Here is an 18,608-nt window from a genome sequence, read left to right as displayed (position 1 = left end):
TGTGAAAAGGGCGGCCCCGCGGCCGCCCTTTCGCTTACAGCAAGCCGGGCACGACCAGATCCGGCGGCCGATGGCCATCGGCAAAGGTCTTGATGTTCAAGATCACCTTCTCGCCCATCTCGATCCGGCCCTCGCGCGTGGCCGAGCCCATATGCGGCAGCGCCACCACATTGGGCAGCTCGCGCAGCGCCGGGTTGATGTTGGCGCCGTGCTCATAGACATCCAGCCCCGCCCCGGCCACCTCTCCGGCCTTCAGCGCCCGCACCAGCGCGTTTTCGTCGATCACCTCCCCGCGTGAGGTGTTCACGATCACCACCGAGGGCTTCATCAGCTTCAGCCGCCGCGCGTTGAGCAGATGGAAGGTCGAGGGCGTGTGCGGGCAGTTCACCGAAATCACGTCCATCCGCGCCACCATCTGGTCAAGACTGTCCCAGAAGGTCGCCTTCAGATCGGCCTCGGTCTCGGGGCGCAGCTGGCGCCGGTTGTGGTAATGGATCTCCATCCCGAAGGCGGCGGCACGACGGGCCACCGCCTGACCGATCCGGCCCATGCCGATGACGCCCAGCCGCTTGCCGCCGATCCGCCCGCCCAGATTCGCCATCGGCGCGAAGCCCTGCCAGTCGCCGCGCGCCATCCCGGCCAGCCCCTCGGGGATGCGCCGGGTGACGGCCAGGATCAGCGACATCACCATGTCGGCGGTGTCCTCGGTCACCACGCCCGGTGTATTCGCCACCAGCACATTGCGCGAGCGCGCCGAGGCGACATCGATGTGATCCACCCCGGCGCCGAAATTCGCGATCAGACGCAAGCGGTTACCCGCCGCGGCCAGCATGTTGGCATCGATGTGATCGGTCAGTGTCGGCACCAGAACGTCGGCCCGCTGCATCGCCGCCACCAACTCCTCGCGGGTCATCTTCTCGTCCGTCTCCCGCAGGGTGACATCGAAGAGTTCCTTCATCCGCGTTTCGACCACCTCGGGCAACCGTCGCGTCACGACAACACTCAGTCGCGGTGCGGGCATGGTTGTCTCTCCTCTCTTCCAAACTCGTGTGCTTGCGTGCAAATTGACCGTCAAAGGGGCAAGTTACAAGGCCCGGAGAGAGCAGAAATGACGATTTTTGGCGTGTTAGCGCAATTTTGTTGCGCGCGCGATCGTGAACGACACCTGTCGCCCAGGCTGGCGGGGCTGATCCTGGCCGCGGCGCTGGGACTTGGCACGCTGCCTGCCCCCGCGCAGGAGCTGGATGACAGCCCGACGCCCACGGACGAGGCGGTGGCGCAGGCGCTGGCCGCGCAAAGCGGCCGCGGTCCGGTGACGAACCTGCCGCTGCCGCGCTATGTCTCGCTCAAGGGCTCCGAGGGCAACGCGCGGCGCGGCCCCTCGCTGTCGCACCGCATCGACTGGGTCTTCACCCATCCCGGCATGCCCTTGCGGGTCACCGCGGAATTCGGCCATTGGCGCCGGGTCGAAGACCGCGACGGCGCGGGCGGCTGGGTGCATTACGCGCTTTTGTCGGGCGTGCGCACGGTGATCGTCGAGGATGACATGACCGAGCTGCACGCCCGCGCCGATGCGAAATCGGCCGTGGTGGCGCTGGCGGAAATGGGGGCGGTGGCCCAGCTGGAAAGCTGCACCCCGGACTGGTGCGAGATCAGCGCCGAGGAGGCCGACGGCTGGGTGCCGAAAACCGCGATCTGGGGCGTCGACCCCGAGGAACTCCGTGACTGAGGCGGGCAGATCGGTTAGGGACAGGGCCCGCATCCCAGCCCCGAGTCGCGCATGCCCTATGATGCCCCTTCGCAGAAACTGAACCTCTCGGCGGGGTTCGCCTCGGTCTCGGTCGCCGCGGTGCTGGTCGGCCTGAAGCTCTGGGCGCTGCTGGCCACCGGGGCGTTGTCGATCGCGGCGTCTCTGGCCGATTCGGCGATGGATCTTTTTGTTTCGGCCGCGGGTCTGGCGGCGATCGTCTATGCGGCGCGGCCCGCCGATGACGATCACACCTTCGGGCACAGTTCGGTCGAGGATCTGGTCTCGCTCGGTCAGGCGATCTTTGTCGCGGCTTCGGGCGGGCTGATCCTCTGGGCTTCGGCCGAGCGGCTGCTGGCGCCGTCGGTGCCGCTTGCCGCCGAGGGCGCGGGGATCGCGGTGATGGCGGTTTCGGCCGGGCTGACGGCGGCGCTGGTGCTGTGGCAACGCCGCGTGGCGCGGCTGACCGGCAACAAGGTCGTGGCGGCCGACATGCTGCATTACGTGGGCGATCTGCTGCCGACGCTGGGGGCGATTCTGGCGCTGGGTCTTTCGGCGCGGTTCGGCTGGTCGCGGGCCGACAGCGTGATCGCGATTTTCGCGGCGCTTTTGATGCTGCGCGGCGCGCTGCAGATCGGCATCGCCAGCTGGCACGCGCTGATGGACCGCGCCGCCCCCGCCGATGTGGTGCAGGGCATCGCCGAGATCGCCGCGCTCTGGCCCGGGGTGCGCGGCTTTCACGACCTGCGCACCCGCACGGCCGGCGCGCGGGTCTTCGTGCAGCTGCATATCGAGCTGGATGGCGAGCAATCGCTCGACGCGGCCCATGCGATCGCCCGCAGCCTGAAACGCGCGATCCGCGAGGCCTATCCGCAGACCGATGTGATCATCCACATGGATGTCTGGCAAGGTTAGGCAAGGCGGGGGGCGCTGCCCCCCGGCCTCCTGCGGAGGCTCCCCCCGGGATATTTGCACCGAGGTGAAAGCAGAGCCCGGGTTCCCTTTCACCTTGGCGGAAATATCCCACGGGGGTGCGGGGGTGTGAAACCCCCGCCTCTGCCGGTCGGAACCGGTCCCTCAGGCGTTCAGAAGACCGCGGCCTTTCAGCAACGCCTCGACCCCCGGGGTCTGACCGCGGAAGGCCAGCCAAGCGGCATCGGCGGGCACCGATCCGCCCACCGAGAGGATGCAGCGTTCGAGCCGTTCCGCCGTGGCGGGGTCGAAGGCATCGCCGGTTTCCTCGAAGGCGGCGAAGGCGTCGGCATCCATCACCTCGGACCACATGTAGCTGTAATAGCCCGCGGAATAGCCGTCGCCGCTGAAGACATGGCCGAAATGCGGGGTGGCATGGCGCATCCGGATCGCCTTCGGCAGGCCGATCCCGGCCAGAACCTGCGCCTGCAGCGCCATCGGATCGGCGGGGGCCGCGCCTTCGTGGAAGGCCAGATCGACCAGCGCCGAGGCGACGAATTCCACCGTCGAGAAGCCCTGATCATAGGTCGCCGCCGCCAGAAGCTTGTCGCGCAGGGCGTTCGGCATCGGCGCGCCGGTCTGCCAGTGCCGGGCGTGACGCTCCAGCACCTCGGGCACTTCCAGCCAATGTTCGTAAAGCTGGCTCGGCAGCTCCACGAAGTCCCGCGCGACCGAGGTGCCCGAGACGAATTGATAGGTCACGTCGGACAGCATCTGATGCAGCGCATGGCCGAATTCATGGAACAGCGTGCGCGCGTCATCGTAGCTCAGCAGGCAGGGATCGCCCTTGGCGAAGTTGCACACGTTCACTACGATCGGCCGGGTCTCGCCGCCCAGTTTCTTTTGCGACCGCATCGCCGAACACCAGGCGCCCGAACGCTTCGAAGGCCGCGCGAAATAATCGCCCAGAAACACCGCGATATGGCGGCCCTTGCGGCTGACCTCCCAGCCGCGCACATCCGGGTGATAGAACGGCCCCGCGATCGGGCGGAAGTCGAGCCCGAAAAGCCGGTTCGCGGTGTCGAACATCGCCGCCAGCATGGCCTCGAGCGAGAGATAGGGTTTCAGTGCCGCCTCGTCGAAATCATGCTCGGCGACGCGGCGCTTTTCGGAATAATAGCGCCAGTCCCAGGCCTCCAGATCGCCATTGATGCCGTCTTCATGCATCATCGCCGTCAGTTTCGCCGCATCGGCCTCGGCGGCGGCCTTGGCGGGCGCCCAGACCCGCATCAAGAGATCGCGAACCGTGGCGGGGGTCTTCGCCATCTCGGGGTCAAGCTTGTAGGCGGCAAAACTGTCATAGCCCAAAAGCTTCGCGCGTTCCTCGCGCAGGTTCAGGATTTCCGCCGCGATCAGCCGGTTGTCGGTCGGCCCGCCATTCGCCCCGCGCGCGCCCCAGGCCTCATAGGCCAGTTCGCGCAGATCGCGGCGGGAAGAAAACTGCAGGAACGGCACGATGAGCGAGCGGTTCAGCGTCAGCACCGGACCCGCCTGCCCGCGCTCCTCGCCCGCCGCCTTCGCGGCGGCGATGACGAAATCGGGCAGGCCCTGCAACTCGTCTTCGGCGAGCGGCCGGAACCAGTCGCGTTCGTCCGCCAGCAGGTTTTGCGAAAAGGCGGTCGACAGCACCGCCAGACGTTCCTTGATCTCGCTCATCCGGTCGGCATCGACCCCCTGCAGCGCCGCGCCGGAGCGCAGGAACATCTGGTGATAAAGCTCCAGCACCCGGGCCTGTTCCGGGCTCAGATCCAGACCGTCGCGGGCGGCCCAGAGCGTCTCGATCCGCGCGAAGAGCGGCCGGTTCATCGTCACTTCCGAGGCAAAGGCCGCCATCTTCGGCGCCAGATCACGCATCAGCGCCTCACGCGCGGGGGTGCTGTCGGCGCCCGCCAGATTGTAGAACACCCCCGACACCCGGTCGAGCAGGCCTTCGGCCAGTTCGAGCGCCTCGATGGTGTTGGCGAAACTCGGCGGTTCGGAATTTTCGGCGATGGCGGCGATATTCGCGCGCGCCTCGGTCAGGGCCTGATCGAAGGCGGGGCCGAAATCGGCGTCGGTGATCGCGGCGAAATCGGGAAGCGCGAAGGGGCCAAGGCCCTCGGCCAGAAGCGGATTGGTCATGGGGTCACTCCTTTGAGCCAAAGCTAGGCTGCGCGGGCGCAAAGGAAAAGGGGCGATGCCCGCGGCACCGCCCCCTTTCGCGTGATCCGGGGGCTCAGGCGGCCTGCGCCGCCGTGCCCGCGCCAAAGCGGCCGTAGAAGCTGTCGCCCTTGGCGGCGATGTCGCGCAGAAGCGCCGGAGTTTCGAAACGGGCGCCGTATTGGGCGGCAAGCGCATCGCAGATCTCGACCGCGCGGGCCGCGCCAAGGATGTCGAGCCAGGCGAAGGGGCCGCCCGACCAGGGCGCGAAACCCCAGCCCAGGATCGCGCCGACATCGCCTTCGCGGATGTCGGTCAAGACGCCCTGTTCAAAGGCGCGGACGGCTTCCAGCACCTGCACCATCAGCAGCCGATGCTGCACATGGGTCAGCTCGGGTTGCTCCGCGGCGCGCGGATACTGCGCCGCCAGCCCCTCCCACATGCCGCCGCGCTTGCCCTCGGGATAGGCGTAGAACCCGGCATTGGCCTTTTTCCCCAGCCGCCCCTGGTCCGCCATCCAGAACACCACCGCATCGACCGCGCTGTCGGGATAGGCCTCGCCCATCGCGGCCCGGGTCGCCTTGGCGATCTTCACGCCCAGATCGATCGAGGTTTCATCGACCAGCTGCAGCGGCCCCAGCGGCATGCCGACCAGCTTCGCGGCATTCTCGATCAGCACCGGGTTCACCCCCTCGGCCACCATGCGGATGCCCTCGTTGATATAGGGGATGATGCAGCGGTTGGCGTAGAAGAAGCGCGCGTCATTGACGACGATCGGGGTCTTGCGGATCGCGCGCACGAAATCGAGCGCCTTCGCCACGGCGATCTCGCCGGTGTCCTTGCCGCGGATGATCTCCACCAGCATCATCTTGTCCACCGGGCTGAAGAAATGGATGCCGATGAAGTTTTCCGGTCGTTTCGAGGCCTTGGCCAGACCCGAGATCGGCAGGGTCGAGGTGTTGGTGGCAAAGATCGCCGTGTCGGGGATCACCGCTTCGGCTTTCGCCGTCACCTCGGCCTTGACCTTCGGATCTTCGAACACGGCTTCGACGACCAGATCGCAACCCGCCAGCGCGGCATAGTCGGTGGTGGCGGCGATCCGGCCCAGCACCTCGGCCTTCTTCGCCTCGGTCACCTTGCGCCGTTGGATGCCCTTGTCGAGGATGCCGGTCGAATAGGCCTTGCCGCGCTCGGCGGCTTCTTGCGTGCTGTCGATCAGCACGACCTCGATGCCCGCATTGGCGGCGACATAGGCGATGCCCGCCCCCATCATCCCCGCGCCCAGCACGCCCAGTTTCTGCACCGACTGATCGGCGACCTTGGGCCGGTTCGCGCCCTTCTCCAGCGCCTCCTTGTTGATGAAAAGCGAGCGGATCATCGCCGTCGAGGACGGGTTCATCAGCACCTTGGTGAACCAGCGCGCCTCGATCCGCAGCGCCTGATCAAAGGGCACCAGCGCCCCTTCATAGACCGCCGACAAAAGCGCCTTGGCCGCCGGATAGACGCCCATGGTCTTGGCCGAAACCATCGCCGAGGCGCCGACATAGGTCATGAAACCTGCCGGGTGATAGGGCGCACCGCCGGGCATCTTGTAGCCCTTGGCATCCCAGGGCTTGACCAGATCGGCCTCGGTCGCCTTCAGCACCCAGTCGCGCGCGGCGGCCATCGGATCGGCCGAGACCTCGTCGATGATCCCCGCCGCTTTCGCGGCCTTGGGGTCGGAAAGCTTGCCTTCGAGCAGGAACGGCGCCGCCATCATCGCGCCCATCTTGCGCACCAGCCGCGTCGTGCCGCCCGCGCCGGGGAAGATGCCGACCATGATCTCGGGCAGGCCGATCTTCGCCTTCGGGTTCTCGGCGGCGAAGATGCGGTGGCACGAAAGCGGCAGTTCCAGCCCGATGCCCAAGGCGGTGCCCGGCAGGACGCAGGCGATCGGCTTGCCCCCCTTCAGCGTCTTCGGGTCCATCCCGGCGCGTTCGATCTTGCGCAGCACGGCATGCATCTGCATCACGCCCGCAAAGATCGCCTCCGCCCCGCCTTCGCGCATCTTGGCGATGACGTTCAGATCCATGCCGCCGGCGAAATCCTTCTTGCCGCTGGTCAGGATGATGCCCTTGCAGGCCGGATCGGCCAGACAGCCGTCAACCAGCGCACTGAGCTGGGCAAAGCCCTCGAGGCTCATCACGTTCATCGACTTTCCGGGCACATCCCAGGTGAGGATGGCGACGCCATCGGCGCCCAACTCGCAGGTGAAATCGGTCATTTGCTCTCTCCCTTCGGCGCAAGGTCGCGGGGGCCCGCCCAATCGCTGCCGTCATGGTAGGTGAAGCGGGCCTTGCCGCCCGCAATGTGAATCTGCATGTCGACGTCGGAATAGGTCGCCACCTCCTCGGCGGCCTTGGTCCCGACGATCAGGAATTTGCCCGGCACGTCGGCGCGGTTGACGAAGCGATGCCCGTTCGCCGTCCCCGCCTTCCAGGCCGCGCAATCGCCCGGGGTCATCTCGGTCTCGCCCGCGTCCTCGATCAGCGTCAGGCGGCCTTCCAACACCAGCGCGAATTCATCCTCGCGCAGGTGCCAGTGCCGCAAGGACGCCGCCGCGCCCGGTTCCAGCGTCACGATGTTGACGCCGAACTGCGTCAGCCCGGCCAGATCGCCCAGCCGGATCGAGGACCGCCCGGCCATCTGCACGGCATAGGGCGCCGGGTAGATCGAGCCGGTCTTCACCGGGGCCTTGGACAGGTCGAGCTTGGGCATCAGACCCTCTCGATGATCGTGGCCGCGCCCATGCCGCTGGCGATGCACAGCGTCGCCAGCCCGGTGGAGAGATCGCGGCGTTCCAGCTCATCCAGCAGCGTGCCGATGATGATCGCGCCCGTCGCGCCCAAGGGATGACCCAGCGCCATCGCGCCGCCGTTCACGTTGACCTTGTCCTGGCTAACGTCGAAAGCCTGCATGAAGCGCAAAACGACGGCGGCAAAGGCCTCGTTCACCTCGAACAGGTCGATGTCGCGGATCGACATGCCGCTGTCGCGCAGGATCTTTTCGGTGACGGGGACAGGGCCGGTCAGCATGATCGTCGGATCGGTGCCGATCTTCGCGGTGGCGCGGATACGGGCGCGCGGCTTCAGCCCATGCGCCTCGCCGAACTCCTTCGAGCCGATCAGCACGGCCGCCGCGCCATCGACGATGCCCGAGGAATTGCCCGCATGGTGGATATGCGCGATCCGCTCCAGATGCGGATATTTCAGCATCGCCACCTTGTCGAAGCCCGGCATCACCTCGCCCATGTCCTTGAAGGCGGGCTTGAGCTTGGCCAGATCCTCCATCGTCGTGCCGGGACGCAAATATTCGTCGCGGTCCAGAATCGTCAGCCCGTTCTGATCCTTCACCGGCACGATGGATTTCGCGAAACGGTTCTCGGCCCAGGCCTCGGCGGCGCGGCGCTGGCTCTCGACCGCAAGCGCATCGGCCATCTCGCGGGTGAAGCCGTATTCGGTGGCGATGATATCGGCGGAAATCCCCTGCGGCACGAAACAGGTCTTCATCGCCAGCGACGGATCGACGGCGATCGCCGCCCCGTCCGAGCCCATGGCGACGCGGCTCATCATCTCGACGCCGCCCGCGATATAGGCCGCGCCCGCCCCCGCCTTGACCTGATTGGCGGCGAGGTTCACCGCCTCCATGCCGCTGGCGCAAAAGCGGTTGATCGAAAGCCCCGGGATCGATTCATCAAGCCCCGAGAGCAGCACCGCCGAGCGCGCCAGACAGCCGCCCTGCTCGCCCACCTGCGTGACATTGCCCCAGATCACATCCTCGACCGCGGGACCCGTCAGGCCGTTGCGTTCGGCCACCGCATCGAGCAGCCGCGCCGACAGCGCGACCGAGGTGACTTCATGCAGGCTGCCATCAGCGCGCCCCTTGCCCCGCGGCGTCCGGCAGGCGTCATAGATATAGGCTTCGGTCATCGATCCTCCTCTGCCCGGACGAGGCCGGGCCTGCTCCCGTCGCGGAAAGCCCCGCGTCGGCACCCATATTGCAACGAATTGACGTGCGCGTAAGTAGCCTGGCGACAAAGTGGCGCAACGTCACGAGGGAGCGAGGGCACGACCGGCGAAAAGGGCGTATTTGTGCCAAGAAGACGCAGCGCAATCTTTTGTTAACCATGCCCTGCCAAGCTGGGCGCGCGGTACAGGCTGGCGAGCCGATGACCGCCCAAAGAGAAGCCGCCCCGGCGCGGGGAATGACCTTCCTCAGAGGCTTGAGTGACCTCCGTCAGCCGGGGCGCACCCGCCCCCTTCCTCTTGCGATTGCCGTTTCTTCTTGGCCCAAATACGCCCTTGCCGAGACCGGCCGCAAGCGCGCCCTCAGGCCTTGCGATCCTCGAGTTCCGCCTTGAACAGCCGCAGCCGCACCGCAAGATTTTCATGATGCGTGACCGAGTTGAAATGCTCGAAGAGAAAGCACAGCGCCTCGTCCGGGCTCAGCCCGGCGTCTTCGGCGAAGCGGTGCAGCACGCGATAGGCGTCATTCGTCAGCGCCACCGGAAAGCGGCGCGTCAGGCGCAGGCGTTTGGGCATGGATCTGATCCCTTGTGACCGCCGCAAGCTAAGCGGCGGCGGCGGCGAAGGCCAGAGGGCACGCCGCCTCGCCGTGATCTTGTGCCGCAGGTGCCGCGGATTGATCGGAGCCGCGCTCTGGCGCTCAATCGCCGCGGGAAACAGGGCCACCGGCCCGGGGAGGAAGAGATGGTCGTGAAATTCTATGGCGGCGAGACCGTGCCGCTGGAAATGCACAAGGTGCGGGTGGTGCAAAAGCTCACCCTCGCGCCGATCGAGGACCGCTTGGCGGCGATCGCCGCGGCGGGCAACAACACCTTCCTGCTGCAAAACCGCGACATTTTCATGGACATGCTGACCGACAGCGGCGTGAACGCGATGTCCGACCGGCAGATGGCGGCGATGATGGTCGCCGATGACAGCTATGCCGGATCCGCCACCTACGAGAAATTCGCGGCGAAGCTGGTCGAGCTGTTCGGGATGGCCTTCATCCTGCCCACCCACCAGGGCCGCGCCTGCGAAAACATCCTCTCTCAGGTGCTGGTGAAGCCGGGCATGATCGTGCCGATGAACTACCATTTCACCACCACCAAGGCGCATATCGTGCTCAATGGCGGCACGGTCGAAGAAATACCCCATGACCGCGGCCTTGAGGTCACCTCGACCCATCCGTTCAAGGGCGACATGGATATTGCCAAGCTCGAGGCGCTGGTCGCCACCCATGGCGCCGAGAAGATCGCCTTCGTGCGGATGGAGGCGGGGACGAACCTGATTGGCGGGCAACCGATCTCGATTGCCAACCTGCGCGAGATCCGCGCCGCCTGCGACACGCACGGGATGCTCTTCGTTCTGGATGCCTCGCTTCTGGCCGACAACCTGTGGTTCAACAAGACCCGCGAGGACAGCTGCAAGGATCTGAGCATTGCCGCGATCACCCGGCAGATCGCCGATCTGTGCGACGTGATCTATTTCTCGGCGCGCAAGCTGGGCTGCGCGCGGGGCGGCGCGATCTGCATCCGCTCGGAAGAGCTTTACCGCAAGATGCGGGTGCTGGTGCCGCTCTACGAGGGCTTCCTGACCTATGGCGGCATGTCGGTGCGCGAAATCGAGGCGCTGACCGTGGGCCTTGAGGAAACCATGGACGTGGACATGATTTCGCAAGGGCCGCTCTTCATCGACTACATGGTGCGGGAACTCGACAAGCGCGGCGTGCCGGTGATCACCCCGCCCGGGGGCCTTGGCTGCCATATCGACGTGATGCGCTTCCTGCCGCATATCCCGCAGTCGCAATATCCCGCCGGGGCGCTGGCCTCGGCGCTGTTCATCGCCAGCGGAATCCGGGGCATGGAACGCGGCTCGCTGTCGGAACAGCGCAACCCGGACGGGACGGAAGTCTATTCGAACATGGAACTGCTGCGGCTGGCGATGCCGCGGCGGGTCTTCACCCTGTCTCAGGTCAAATATGCCATCGACCGGATCGACTGGCTGTATCAGAACCGCGATCTGATCGGCGGGCTGGTCTTTGTCGAGGAACCGGAAATCCTGCGCTTCTTCTACGGGCGGCTGGATCCGCTGGGCGACTGGCAACAGACACTGGCGGCGAAGTTCCGCGCCGATTTCGGCGACAGCCTGTAAGGCCCAAAGGTCGGGGCCTGCGGGCCCCGATCTTCAGTCACCCGTTCTTCAATCAAATGTGCCGGTGACGCGGCCCAACAGCATGAAGGCGCGGGCGGTGCGGGTTTCCGCCAGTTCCGCGACTTCCTGATCGCTGGCGTTCTGCTCGAATTCGGTGAAGGTGCGGTCGAACTGGCGCAGGAAATGATGCGCCGCATCGCGAAAGATCGTGTCGGCGCGCATCCGCCCCGAGGTCAGCGCCAGCGACGAGCGATCCCGCACGCCGCCGAGCGCGGCAATCTCGCGGCCGCGCTCGCCCTTGGCAAAGCGGCGCCACAACTCGGGCCGGGCGCGGTCGGGTTTCAGATCGTCCATGTAGATGCCGTCCTGCGCCAGCAGGTTCAGCACATCCTGCGCCGCGCGCAAAAGCTTCGCCATCGTCCGGTCTTCCAGCGCCCGGCGCAGGGCGCGGAAGCCCTCCTTGTCCTCGGCATTGTCGGGGAACTGCATGGCGCGGATGAAATCGGCCACCGAAACCGGCGTCTTGAACTCTTCGGCGGGCGTGCCCAGGGCCAGCCGGGGCTGGTCATCGACCGGGGCCGCGGGCTTGGGCACGGCCAACGCCGCCTTGCGGTCGGCCGGGGGATGCGTCGCCGCATTGTCGCGGCGCGTCGAAAAGGTCGCCAGCGCCGATTCCGCCTGCCTTGCGGCGATCGCCACCTCGTCGAGCTTCTTTTCCAGCGCCTGACCGCCGCGGATCTGGTTCTGATTGAGCCAGGCCGAGCGCATCGCCTCCAGCGCGACCTTGAGCGCCTGCGCCTCGGCGCGCATTTCCTGTGCCGTGCGGGCGGTGACGGCGGCGACCCAGATCATCACCACCGGCAGCAGGACGCCCACGACCGTCACCACCAGCGAGGCGGCCGTCAGCCCCGAGACCTCGCCCGCGGGCATGAACAGCCAGACGGCGCCGACCAGCGCCAGCCAGAGCGCCGTCAGCCCGCCCGCCACCCATGCCGTGCGGTTCGAGGCCGCAGCCGCGGGCAGCGGCGCGGGCGACCATGGCACCGCACCGCTCTCGGGGGTCTTGCGCTCGGACTGGGGCTCGCCCATCTCGCCACCTTTGTACAGATCCGCTTACAGGAAACGGACCGACAGGATCTCGTAACTGCGCTGCCCGCCCGGGGTGCGGACCTCGACGCTGTCGCCTTCATCCTTGCCGATCAGCGCCCGCGCCAGCGGCGACTTGATGTTCAGAAGACCGCGTTCCAGATCGGCCTCGTGCTCGCCGACGATCTGATAGGTGCGTTCCTCGTCGGTGTCCTCGTCGACAAGCGTCACCGTGGCCCCGAACTTGATCGAGCCCGACAGCTTCACCGTGTCGATCACCTCGGCGCGGCTCAGAACCGATTCGAGTTCCTTGATCCGGCCCTCGACGAAGCTCTGTTTTTCGCGGGCGGCGTGATACTCGGCGTTTTCGGAAAGGTCGCCATGTTCGCGCGCCTCGGCAATCGCCTTGATGACGGCGGGCCGTTCCACGGACTTCAGCGTTTTCAGTTCCTCGTCGAGCACGTCGTAGCCGGCGCGCGTCATCGGTATCTTTTCCATGGCGGTCCTTGACCTGTGCTGGCTGCCAATTCTTCTTCTTAGCCCTGTGAGGTAAATCCGCCAAGCGGGTCCGGTGTCAAGGGTGGCAGGGCGTTTTCCGCCGACCGGGTGCCGCATCCGGACCGGCGTGGCCGTTCTGCAGATGCGAAACATTGTTGCGTCGCAGCGCTGCGTAACAATTGCTTCATGTTCCCATTCGCGTTACCACCACCCCGGAACGCGCTGCTGCTGCCTGAACGAAGGAGCCCCCAGATGGCCGAGATCGAACGCGAGTCGATGGAATACGATGTGGTGATCGTGGGGGCCGGTCCGTCGGGGCTTTCTGCGGCGATCCGGCTCAAGCAGATCGACCCGGATCTGAACGTGGTCGTGCTGGAAAAGGGCTCCGAGGTCGGCGCGCATATCCTTTCGGGCGCGGTTCTGGACCCGCGGGGCCTCAACAAGCTCATTCCGGACTGGAAGGAAAAGGGCGCGCCGATCACGACGCCGGTCAAGGAAGACAATTTCTTCCTGCTTTCCTCCGCCGGGCAGACCCGCATCCCGAACTGGCCGATGCCGAAGCTGATGTCGAATCACGGCAATTACATCGTGTCCATGGCGAATGTCTGCCGCTGGCTGGCCGAACAGGCCGAGGGCATGGGCGTCGAGATCTTCCCGGGCATGTCGTGCTCGGAACTGGTCTGGGACAAGGACGCCGCGGGCAACACCCGCGTCGCCGGGGTCGTCGCGGGGGAAATGGGGCTGGCCGCCGATGGCACGCCGGGCCCGAATTACGAACCCGGGATGGAGCTGCGCGGCAAATATGTCTTCCTCGCCGAAGGGGTGCGCGGCTCGCTCTCCAAACAGCTGATCGAGCGCTACAACCTGTCCGACGGCAAATGCCCGCAGAAATTCGGCATCGGCATGAAGGAAATCTGGGAGATCGACCCGAAGAAGCACCGCGAGGGCACGGTGTCGCACACGATGGGCTGGCCGCTTGACCATAACGCGGGCGGCGGGTCCTTCATCTATCACATTGAAAACAATCAGGTGTATATCGGGCTTGTGGTGCACCTGAACTACCAGAACCCCTATCTCTACCCCTATATGGAATTCCAGCGCTTCAAGCATCACCCGATGGTGGCGCAGCTGCTGGAGGGCGGCAAGCGCGTGGCTTACGGCGCGCGGGCGATTTCCGAGGGTGGCTGGCAGTCGATCCCGAAACTGACCGTGCCGGGGGCGGCGCTTCTGGGCTGCTCGGCGGGGTTCGTGAACGTGCCGCGGATCAAGGGCAACCACAATGCGATGCTCTCGGGCATTGCCGCCGCCGATGCCGCCGCGAAAGCGATCAAGGCCGGGCGCGAAGGCGACGAGCTGGTGGATTACGAGGCCGATGTCCGCTCGGGCGCCATCGCCAAGGATCTGATCCCGGTGCGCAACGTCAAGCCGATGTGGTCCTGGTGGGGGATCTGGGCCTCGATGTTCCTCGGCGGGCTCGACATGTGGACGAATGCGCTGCTGGGCTTTTCCTTCTTCGGCACGCTCAAGCACAAGAAGACCGACGCCGCCCATACCGGGCTGGCCAAGGATTTCGCGCCGATCGACTATCCGAAACCCGATGGCAAGATCAGCTTCGACCGGCTGACCAATGTCAGCTTCGCCTTTACCAACCACGAGGAAAGCCAGCCCTGCCACCTGCGGCTGAAGGATGCCGCGATCCCGCTGACGGTCAACCTGCGCGACTATGCGGAACCGGCGCAGCGCTACTGCCCGGCGGGCGTCTATGAGGTGCTGGGCGAGGGCGATCAGGCGAAGTTCCAGATCAACTTCCAGAACTGCGTGCATTGCAAGACCTGCGACATCAAGGATCCGTCGCAGAACATCACCTGGACCACGCCGCAGGGCGGCGACGGGCCGAACTACCCCAACATGTGAGTCTTGCGCGTCACATCGGCGTGTTGCGGGGGGGGCTTTCGCCGCCCCCGATTGCTTTGCACGATGGGCCTCGCTACCTTTTGGGCCAGCCCGATCAAAAGGACCCATCCGTGCCCTTCCTTTCCCGACTTTCGCCTGTTCTCTGCCTTGCCGCGGCCCTTGGGCTTGGCCTGGCCCTGCCCGCGACCGCGGTCCGGTCCGAGGATGCGGGCGCCTATCTGGCCGCGCAGGCGGCGGCGACGGACAGCAATTACGCCGCGGCGGCGACCTATTATCAACGCCTTCTGGCCGACAATCCCACCGATGAACGGGTGCAGGAAGGGCTGCTGGTCAGCCTTCTGTCGCTGGGTGACATGACCGCCGCCCGCGATCTGGCGGCGCAGATGGTCACCGCCAAGCAGCCCTCGCAGGTGGCGGTGCTGGTGATGCTGGCCGAGGCGGCGCGCTCGGGCGATTTCGCCGCGGGCCAGGCGCTTTTGGACCGCGGCGGCGATGCCGGTCAGCTGGTGGGCGGGCTTTACAAGGCCTGGGCGCTGGCGGGCGCGGGCAAGATGTCCGAGGCGATGGAAAGCTTTGAGGCGTTGGGCAAGATCGAGGGGCTCGAGGGCTTTGCCGCCTATCACCGCGCGCTGGCCGCGGCGCTGGTCGGCGATCACGAGGGCGCCGAGAAGATCTTTTCCGGCAAATATGCCGATTACTTCAACGGCACCCGGCGCGGCATTCTGGCCCATGCGCAGGTGCTCTCGCAGCTGGAACGCGACAGTGATGCGGTGGCGCTGATCGATCGGGCCTATGGCGACACCGCCCCGCCCGAGATCGCCGCGATCCGCAAGCAGCTGGCGGCCGGGGAAACCCTGCCCTTCACCCGGATCGGATCGGCCCGCGACGGCGTGGCGGAGGTGTTCCAGTCGGTCGCGCTGGCGCTGAGCGCGGATTCGCTGCCCGGTTTCGCGCTGATCCATGCCCGGCTGGCGCTGTGGCTGCGCCCCGACGATGTCGATGCCGCGCTGCTGATCGCCGACATCCTGGAATCGCAGGAACAATATGATCTGGCGATCGCCGCCTATGCCGAGATCGGCCCGGACAATCCCGCCTTCTATGCCGCCGAACTGGGGCGGGCGCAGGCGATGGTCTCGGCCGGGCAATCCGATGCGGCGATCGGCGTGCTCGAAGAGCTTTCCCGCAGCCATCCCGACCTGCCCAATGCCTGGTCCTCGCTGGGCGACACGCTGCGTCGCGAGGAACGCTACGCCGAGGCCGCCACGGCCTATGACAAGGCGATCGCGCTGACCGGCACGCCGCGCCCGACCGACTGGAGCCTGTGGTATTCGCGCGCCATCGCGCAGGAACGTTCGGGGCAGTGGGACAAGGCCGAAAAGGGCTTCCGCGAGGCGCTGAAGCTTTCCCCCGATCAGCCGATGGTGCTGAATTATCTGGGCTATTCCTATGTGGAGAAGCGGCAGAACCTGAAAGAAGCGCTCAAGATGATCGAAAAGGCCGTCGCCGGGCGGCCGGATGACGGCTATATCACCGACAGTCTGGGCTGGGCCTATTACCGGCTGGGCCGCTATGACGAAGCGGTGGTGCAGATGGAAAAGGCGGTCGAGCTGACCCCGGCCGATCCGTTGCTGAACGACCATCTGGGCGATGTCTACTGGGCCGTCGGACGCCAGCGCGAGGCGGAATTCCAGTGGCGTCGGGCGCTCAATCTGGGGCCCTCGCCCGATCTTGACCCCAACCGCGTCCGCCGCAAGCTCGAAGTCGGGCTGGATGCCGTGCTGAAGGAGGAAGGTGCCGCGCCGCTGCACCCGGACCATGCGCAGAATTGACGTTTTCGCCCCGGCCAAGGTCAACCTGGCCCTGCATGTCACCGGCCAGCGCGCCGATGGCTATCATCTGCTTGACAGTCTGGTCGCCTTTTCGCCCGTGGGCGACGGGCTGACGCTGGCCCCGGCCGAGGGGCTGGGGCTGGGGCTGAAGGTGTCCGGCCCCGAAGGCGCGGCCGTGCCCGCGGGCCCGGAAAACCTGGTGCTGAAGGCGGCGGCGCTGTTTGGCGCGGGGGCGGCGGTGACGCTGGAGAAATGCCTGCCTGCGGCCTCGGGGATCGGCGGCGGGTCGTCGGATGCGGCGGCGGCCTTGCGCGGCATGGCGGCGCTGACCGGACAGCCCCTGCCCGAGGCGGGCGCGGTGCTGAAACTGGGCGCCGACGTGCCGATGTGCCTTGATCCGCGCCCGGCCCGCACCCGCGGCATCGGCGAGGATCTGACCCCGGTCGCCCTGCCCGCCCTGCCCGCGGTTCTGGTCAATCCGCGCGTCGAAGTGCCCACGCCCTCGGTCTTCAAGGCGCTGAGCCGCAAGGACAATCCGCCCCTGCCCGAGATCCCGACCTTTGGGGATGCGGATGCCTGCATCGCCTGGCTTTCCGCGCAGCGCAATGACCTGCAGGCCCCGGCCGTGGCGCAGGCCCCGGTGATCGCCGAGGTTCTGGCGGTGCTTGCCGCCCTGCCCGGCTGCAAACTGGCGCGGATGTCGGGATCGGGGGCGACCTGCTTTGGTCTGTTCGGCACCGAAGCCGAGGCCGCAGCGGCGCAAGCGACGCTGGCCGCCCGTCATCCGGGCTGGTGGAGCGCGCATGGCAGCCTTGGCGATCAGGCGCAGAAAGCCGCGCCGCAGATCAGGTGAGCGCGGCGATCAGCCCGAGATAGCTCAGCAGCGTGCCCACCAGCACCAGGCCGAAGGGGAATTTCCGATGCCCCCAGCTGGCCCAGTCGGGCGTCGCCGCCCGCACCGCCGGAATGGCGCGGGCGATGCGATGGGTGACGAAGGCCAGGATCAGGCAGACCTGCAAAAGCACGATCGCCAGCATCACCCGGCCCGGATCGGCGGAAAAGAACGGTGCGCTTGCGGCGGCGAATTTCACGTCGCCCATGCCCACGCCCAGCGCCATGTTCAGCACAAGGCCGATGACCAGAACCACCGGCAGATGCAGCCAGCGCCAGGCCCAGACCTCCAGCGGCAGCACCAGAACGCCGACGACGGCAAAGACCGCCATCAGCGCCAGCACCGCGACATTGCGGATCTTCATGTATTTCAGATCGGTATAGCTTACCCAGGCGCAGATCGGCAGCACGGCGACGAACAGCGCCAGAGCCGATTGCGACACGCTCAGACCCAGCATCTCAGCCCCGCTTGCCCCCGGCATCCAGCGCTTCAAGCGCCCGTGCCGCTTCCTCGAAATAGACCGGCGAGGTATCGACCGCATCCTGCAACAGACCCTTGCCGATCGTCACATCGCCCTGCTTGATCGCCGAAAGCGCCGCCGTATACAGCAGCTTCGCCCGTTCGGTCTGGGTCATGTCGACCACCGGCAGATCGTATTTGTGCTGCGCCGCCCGCGCCATCACCAGATTGTTCTTGGTGGTGAACGAGGTGGAATCATAGCTCAGCGCCTCGGAGAACAGCGTCTCGGCGCCCTTGGCGTCGCCGCGCGTCAACTTGGAAAAGCCCCAGTTGTTCAGCACCCCCGAGGGCCGCGTCGTCAGCCCCGCGGCGGTCTCGTAGAAACTGTCGGCCTTCTTCCAGTTCTTCTCGCTGTCGGCGACCATCGCTTCGAGCTTGTAGCGTTCAAAGGTCTCGTGCGTCGGCGGAATGGTGTTCAGCGTCGCCTTGGCCGCTTCCCACTTGCCCGCCCGGATCTGCGCATCGGCCAGCGCCACCTTGTCGTCATTGCCGCCCTCGGGCATGGCGATGACCCGGGTCCAGACGCCGATCGCGGCTTCGGCCTGACCGGCCCGCACCATCGACTTGCCCAGCCCCCGCTGCAGGTCGATCCGCTCGGGGTGTTCGTTCGTCGCGCGGGTGAAATAGGCCACCGCCTCGCGCGGGTCGCCCACCGTCAGCATGATGTCCGACAGGTTCGTCGCATCGACCGCATTGACCGAGTCGAGCGCCTTGTCGACCTCGGCCTTGTCGCGGCCCATGCAGCCGGCAAGCGCGAAGGAACAGCCCGCAAGGAGCACAAGGATGATCGGGTGGCGCATGTTGCTGCGTCCTCTTGC

At 66.5% G+C, this 18,608-nt stretch carries 16 protein-coding genes; 6 read left to right on the top strand and 10 right to left on the bottom strand.

Annotated features, from left to right (window positions below; all coding sequences use genetic code 11):
• Window positions 1-34 precede the first annotated feature (34 nt).
• Entirely contained in the window at window positions 35-1,021 is a 987-nt protein-coding gene (locus FBT96_RS16485; RefSeq protein WP_136908538.1) for a 2-hydroxyacid dehydrogenase, read from the bottom strand.
• 87 nt (window positions 1,022-1,108) lie between these two features.
• On the opposite strand from FBT96_RS16485, the gene FBT96_RS16480 reads away from it, so the two are divergent.
• Entirely contained in the window at window positions 1,109-1,729 is a 621-nt protein-coding gene (locus tag FBT96_RS16480; protein ID WP_136908536.1) for an SH3 domain-containing protein, read from the top strand.
• Between the two features lie 51 nt (window positions 1,730-1,780).
• On the top strand, window positions 1,781-2,662 hold the full coding sequence (locus FBT96_RS16475; RefSeq protein WP_136908534.1) for a cation diffusion facilitator family transporter: 882 nt from the start codon (window positions 1,781-1,783) through the stop codon (window positions 2,660-2,662).
• Between the two features lie 162 nt (window positions 2,663-2,824).
• Here the strand turns inward: FBT96_RS16475 and FBT96_RS16470 are convergent, their stop codons facing one another.
• From FBT96_RS16470 to FBT96_RS16450, 5 genes are all read right to left on the bottom strand, one after another.
• Window positions 2,825-4,840, bottom strand: coding sequence for a M3 family metallopeptidase (locus FBT96_RS16470; RefSeq protein WP_136908532.1), 2,016 nt, complete (start codon window positions 4,838-4,840; stop codon window positions 2,825-2,827).
• A gap of 94 nt (window positions 4,841-4,934) precedes the next feature.
• Window positions 4,935-7,121, bottom strand: coding sequence for a 3-hydroxyacyl-CoA dehydrogenase NAD-binding domain-containing protein (locus tag FBT96_RS16465; RefSeq protein WP_136908530.1), 2,187 nt, complete (start codon window positions 7,119-7,121; stop codon window positions 4,935-4,937).
• Window positions 7,118-7,615 (bottom strand): cupin domain-containing protein, encoded by a 498-nt coding sequence (locus FBT96_RS16460; RefSeq protein WP_136908528.1) that lies wholly within the window; start codon window positions 7,613-7,615, stop codon window positions 7,118-7,120. Before FBT96_RS16460 ends, FBT96_RS16465 begins: the two co-directional genes overlap by 4 nt.
• A complete protein-coding gene (locus FBT96_RS16455; protein ID WP_136908526.1) occupies window positions 7,615-8,826 on the bottom strand; it encodes an acetyl-CoA C-acetyltransferase in 1,212 nt (403 codons plus the stop codon). Before FBT96_RS16455 ends, FBT96_RS16460 begins: the two co-directional genes overlap by 1 nt.
• Before the next feature lie 399 nt (window positions 8,827-9,225).
• On the bottom strand, window positions 9,226-9,438 hold the full coding sequence (locus FBT96_RS16450; RefSeq protein WP_136908524.1) for a hypothetical protein: 213 nt from the start codon (window positions 9,436-9,438) through the stop codon (window positions 9,226-9,228).
• A 168-nt stretch (window positions 9,439-9,606) separates the two neighbouring features.
• On the opposite strand from FBT96_RS16450, the gene FBT96_RS16445 reads away from it, so the two are divergent.
• Window positions 9,607-11,052 (top strand): tryptophanase, encoded by a 1,446-nt coding sequence (locus FBT96_RS16445; protein WP_136908522.1) that lies wholly within the window; start codon window positions 9,607-9,609, stop codon window positions 11,050-11,052.
• Window positions 11,053-11,100: 48 nt separating this feature from the next.
• On the opposite strand, the gene FBT96_RS16440 is transcribed toward FBT96_RS16445, so the two are convergent.
• Window positions 11,101-12,141: a hypothetical protein gene (locus FBT96_RS16440; RefSeq protein WP_136908520.1), complete on the bottom strand. Its 1,041-nt coding sequence runs from the start codon at window positions 12,139-12,141 to the stop codon at window positions 11,101-11,103.
• 24 nt (window positions 12,142-12,165) lie between these two features.
• Window positions 12,166-12,636: a transcription elongation factor GreA gene (gene greA, locus FBT96_RS16435; protein WP_169583533.1), complete on the bottom strand. Its 471-nt coding sequence runs from the start codon at window positions 12,634-12,636 to the stop codon at window positions 12,166-12,168.
• 252 nt (window positions 12,637-12,888) lie between these two features.
• Between greA and FBT96_RS16430 the strand changes: the two genes are divergently transcribed.
• From FBT96_RS16430 to FBT96_RS16420, 3 genes are all read left to right on the top strand, one after another.
• Complete coding sequence (locus FBT96_RS16430; RefSeq protein ID WP_136908516.1) at window positions 12,889-14,550, top strand: electron transfer flavoprotein-ubiquinone oxidoreductase; 1,662 nt, start codon at window positions 12,889-12,891, stop codon at window positions 14,548-14,550.
• 110 nt (window positions 14,551-14,660) lie between these two features.
• Window positions 14,661-16,379, top strand: a complete 1,719-nt coding sequence (locus FBT96_RS16425) for a tetratricopeptide repeat protein (protein ID WP_136908513.1) — start codon at window positions 14,661-14,663, stop codon at window positions 16,377-16,379.
• Complete coding sequence (locus tag FBT96_RS16420; RefSeq protein ID WP_136908511.1) at window positions 16,366-17,232, top strand: 4-(cytidine 5'-diphospho)-2-C-methyl-D-erythritol kinase; 867 nt, start codon at window positions 16,366-16,368, stop codon at window positions 17,230-17,232. The genes FBT96_RS16425 and FBT96_RS16420 overlap by 14 nt, the downstream gene beginning before the upstream one ends.
• Here the strand turns inward: FBT96_RS16420 and FBT96_RS16415 are convergent.
• Together FBT96_RS16415 and FBT96_RS16410 are read right to left on the bottom strand one after the other, a co-directional pair.
• A complete protein-coding gene (locus FBT96_RS16415; protein ID WP_346655945.1) occupies window positions 17,225-17,752 on the bottom strand; it encodes a prepilin peptidase in 528 nt (175 codons plus the stop codon). The two genes, FBT96_RS16420 and FBT96_RS16415, sit on opposite strands and share 8 nt — an antisense overlap.
• Complete coding sequence (locus FBT96_RS16410; RefSeq protein ID WP_136908507.1) at window positions 17,730-18,590, bottom strand: tetratricopeptide repeat protein; 861 nt, start codon at window positions 18,588-18,590, stop codon at window positions 17,730-17,732. Before FBT96_RS16410 ends, FBT96_RS16415 begins: the two co-directional genes overlap by 23 nt.
• Window positions 18,591-18,608: the final 18 nt, after the last annotated feature.

The sequence above is a fragment of the Rhodobacter capsulatus genome (genome assembly GCF_005144475.1).
Lineage (GTDB): Bacteria > Pseudomonadota > Alphaproteobacteria > Rhodobacterales > Rhodobacteraceae > Rhodobacter > Rhodobacter capsulatus_C.
This window is presented reverse-complemented; position numbering and strand designations above follow the sequence as displayed.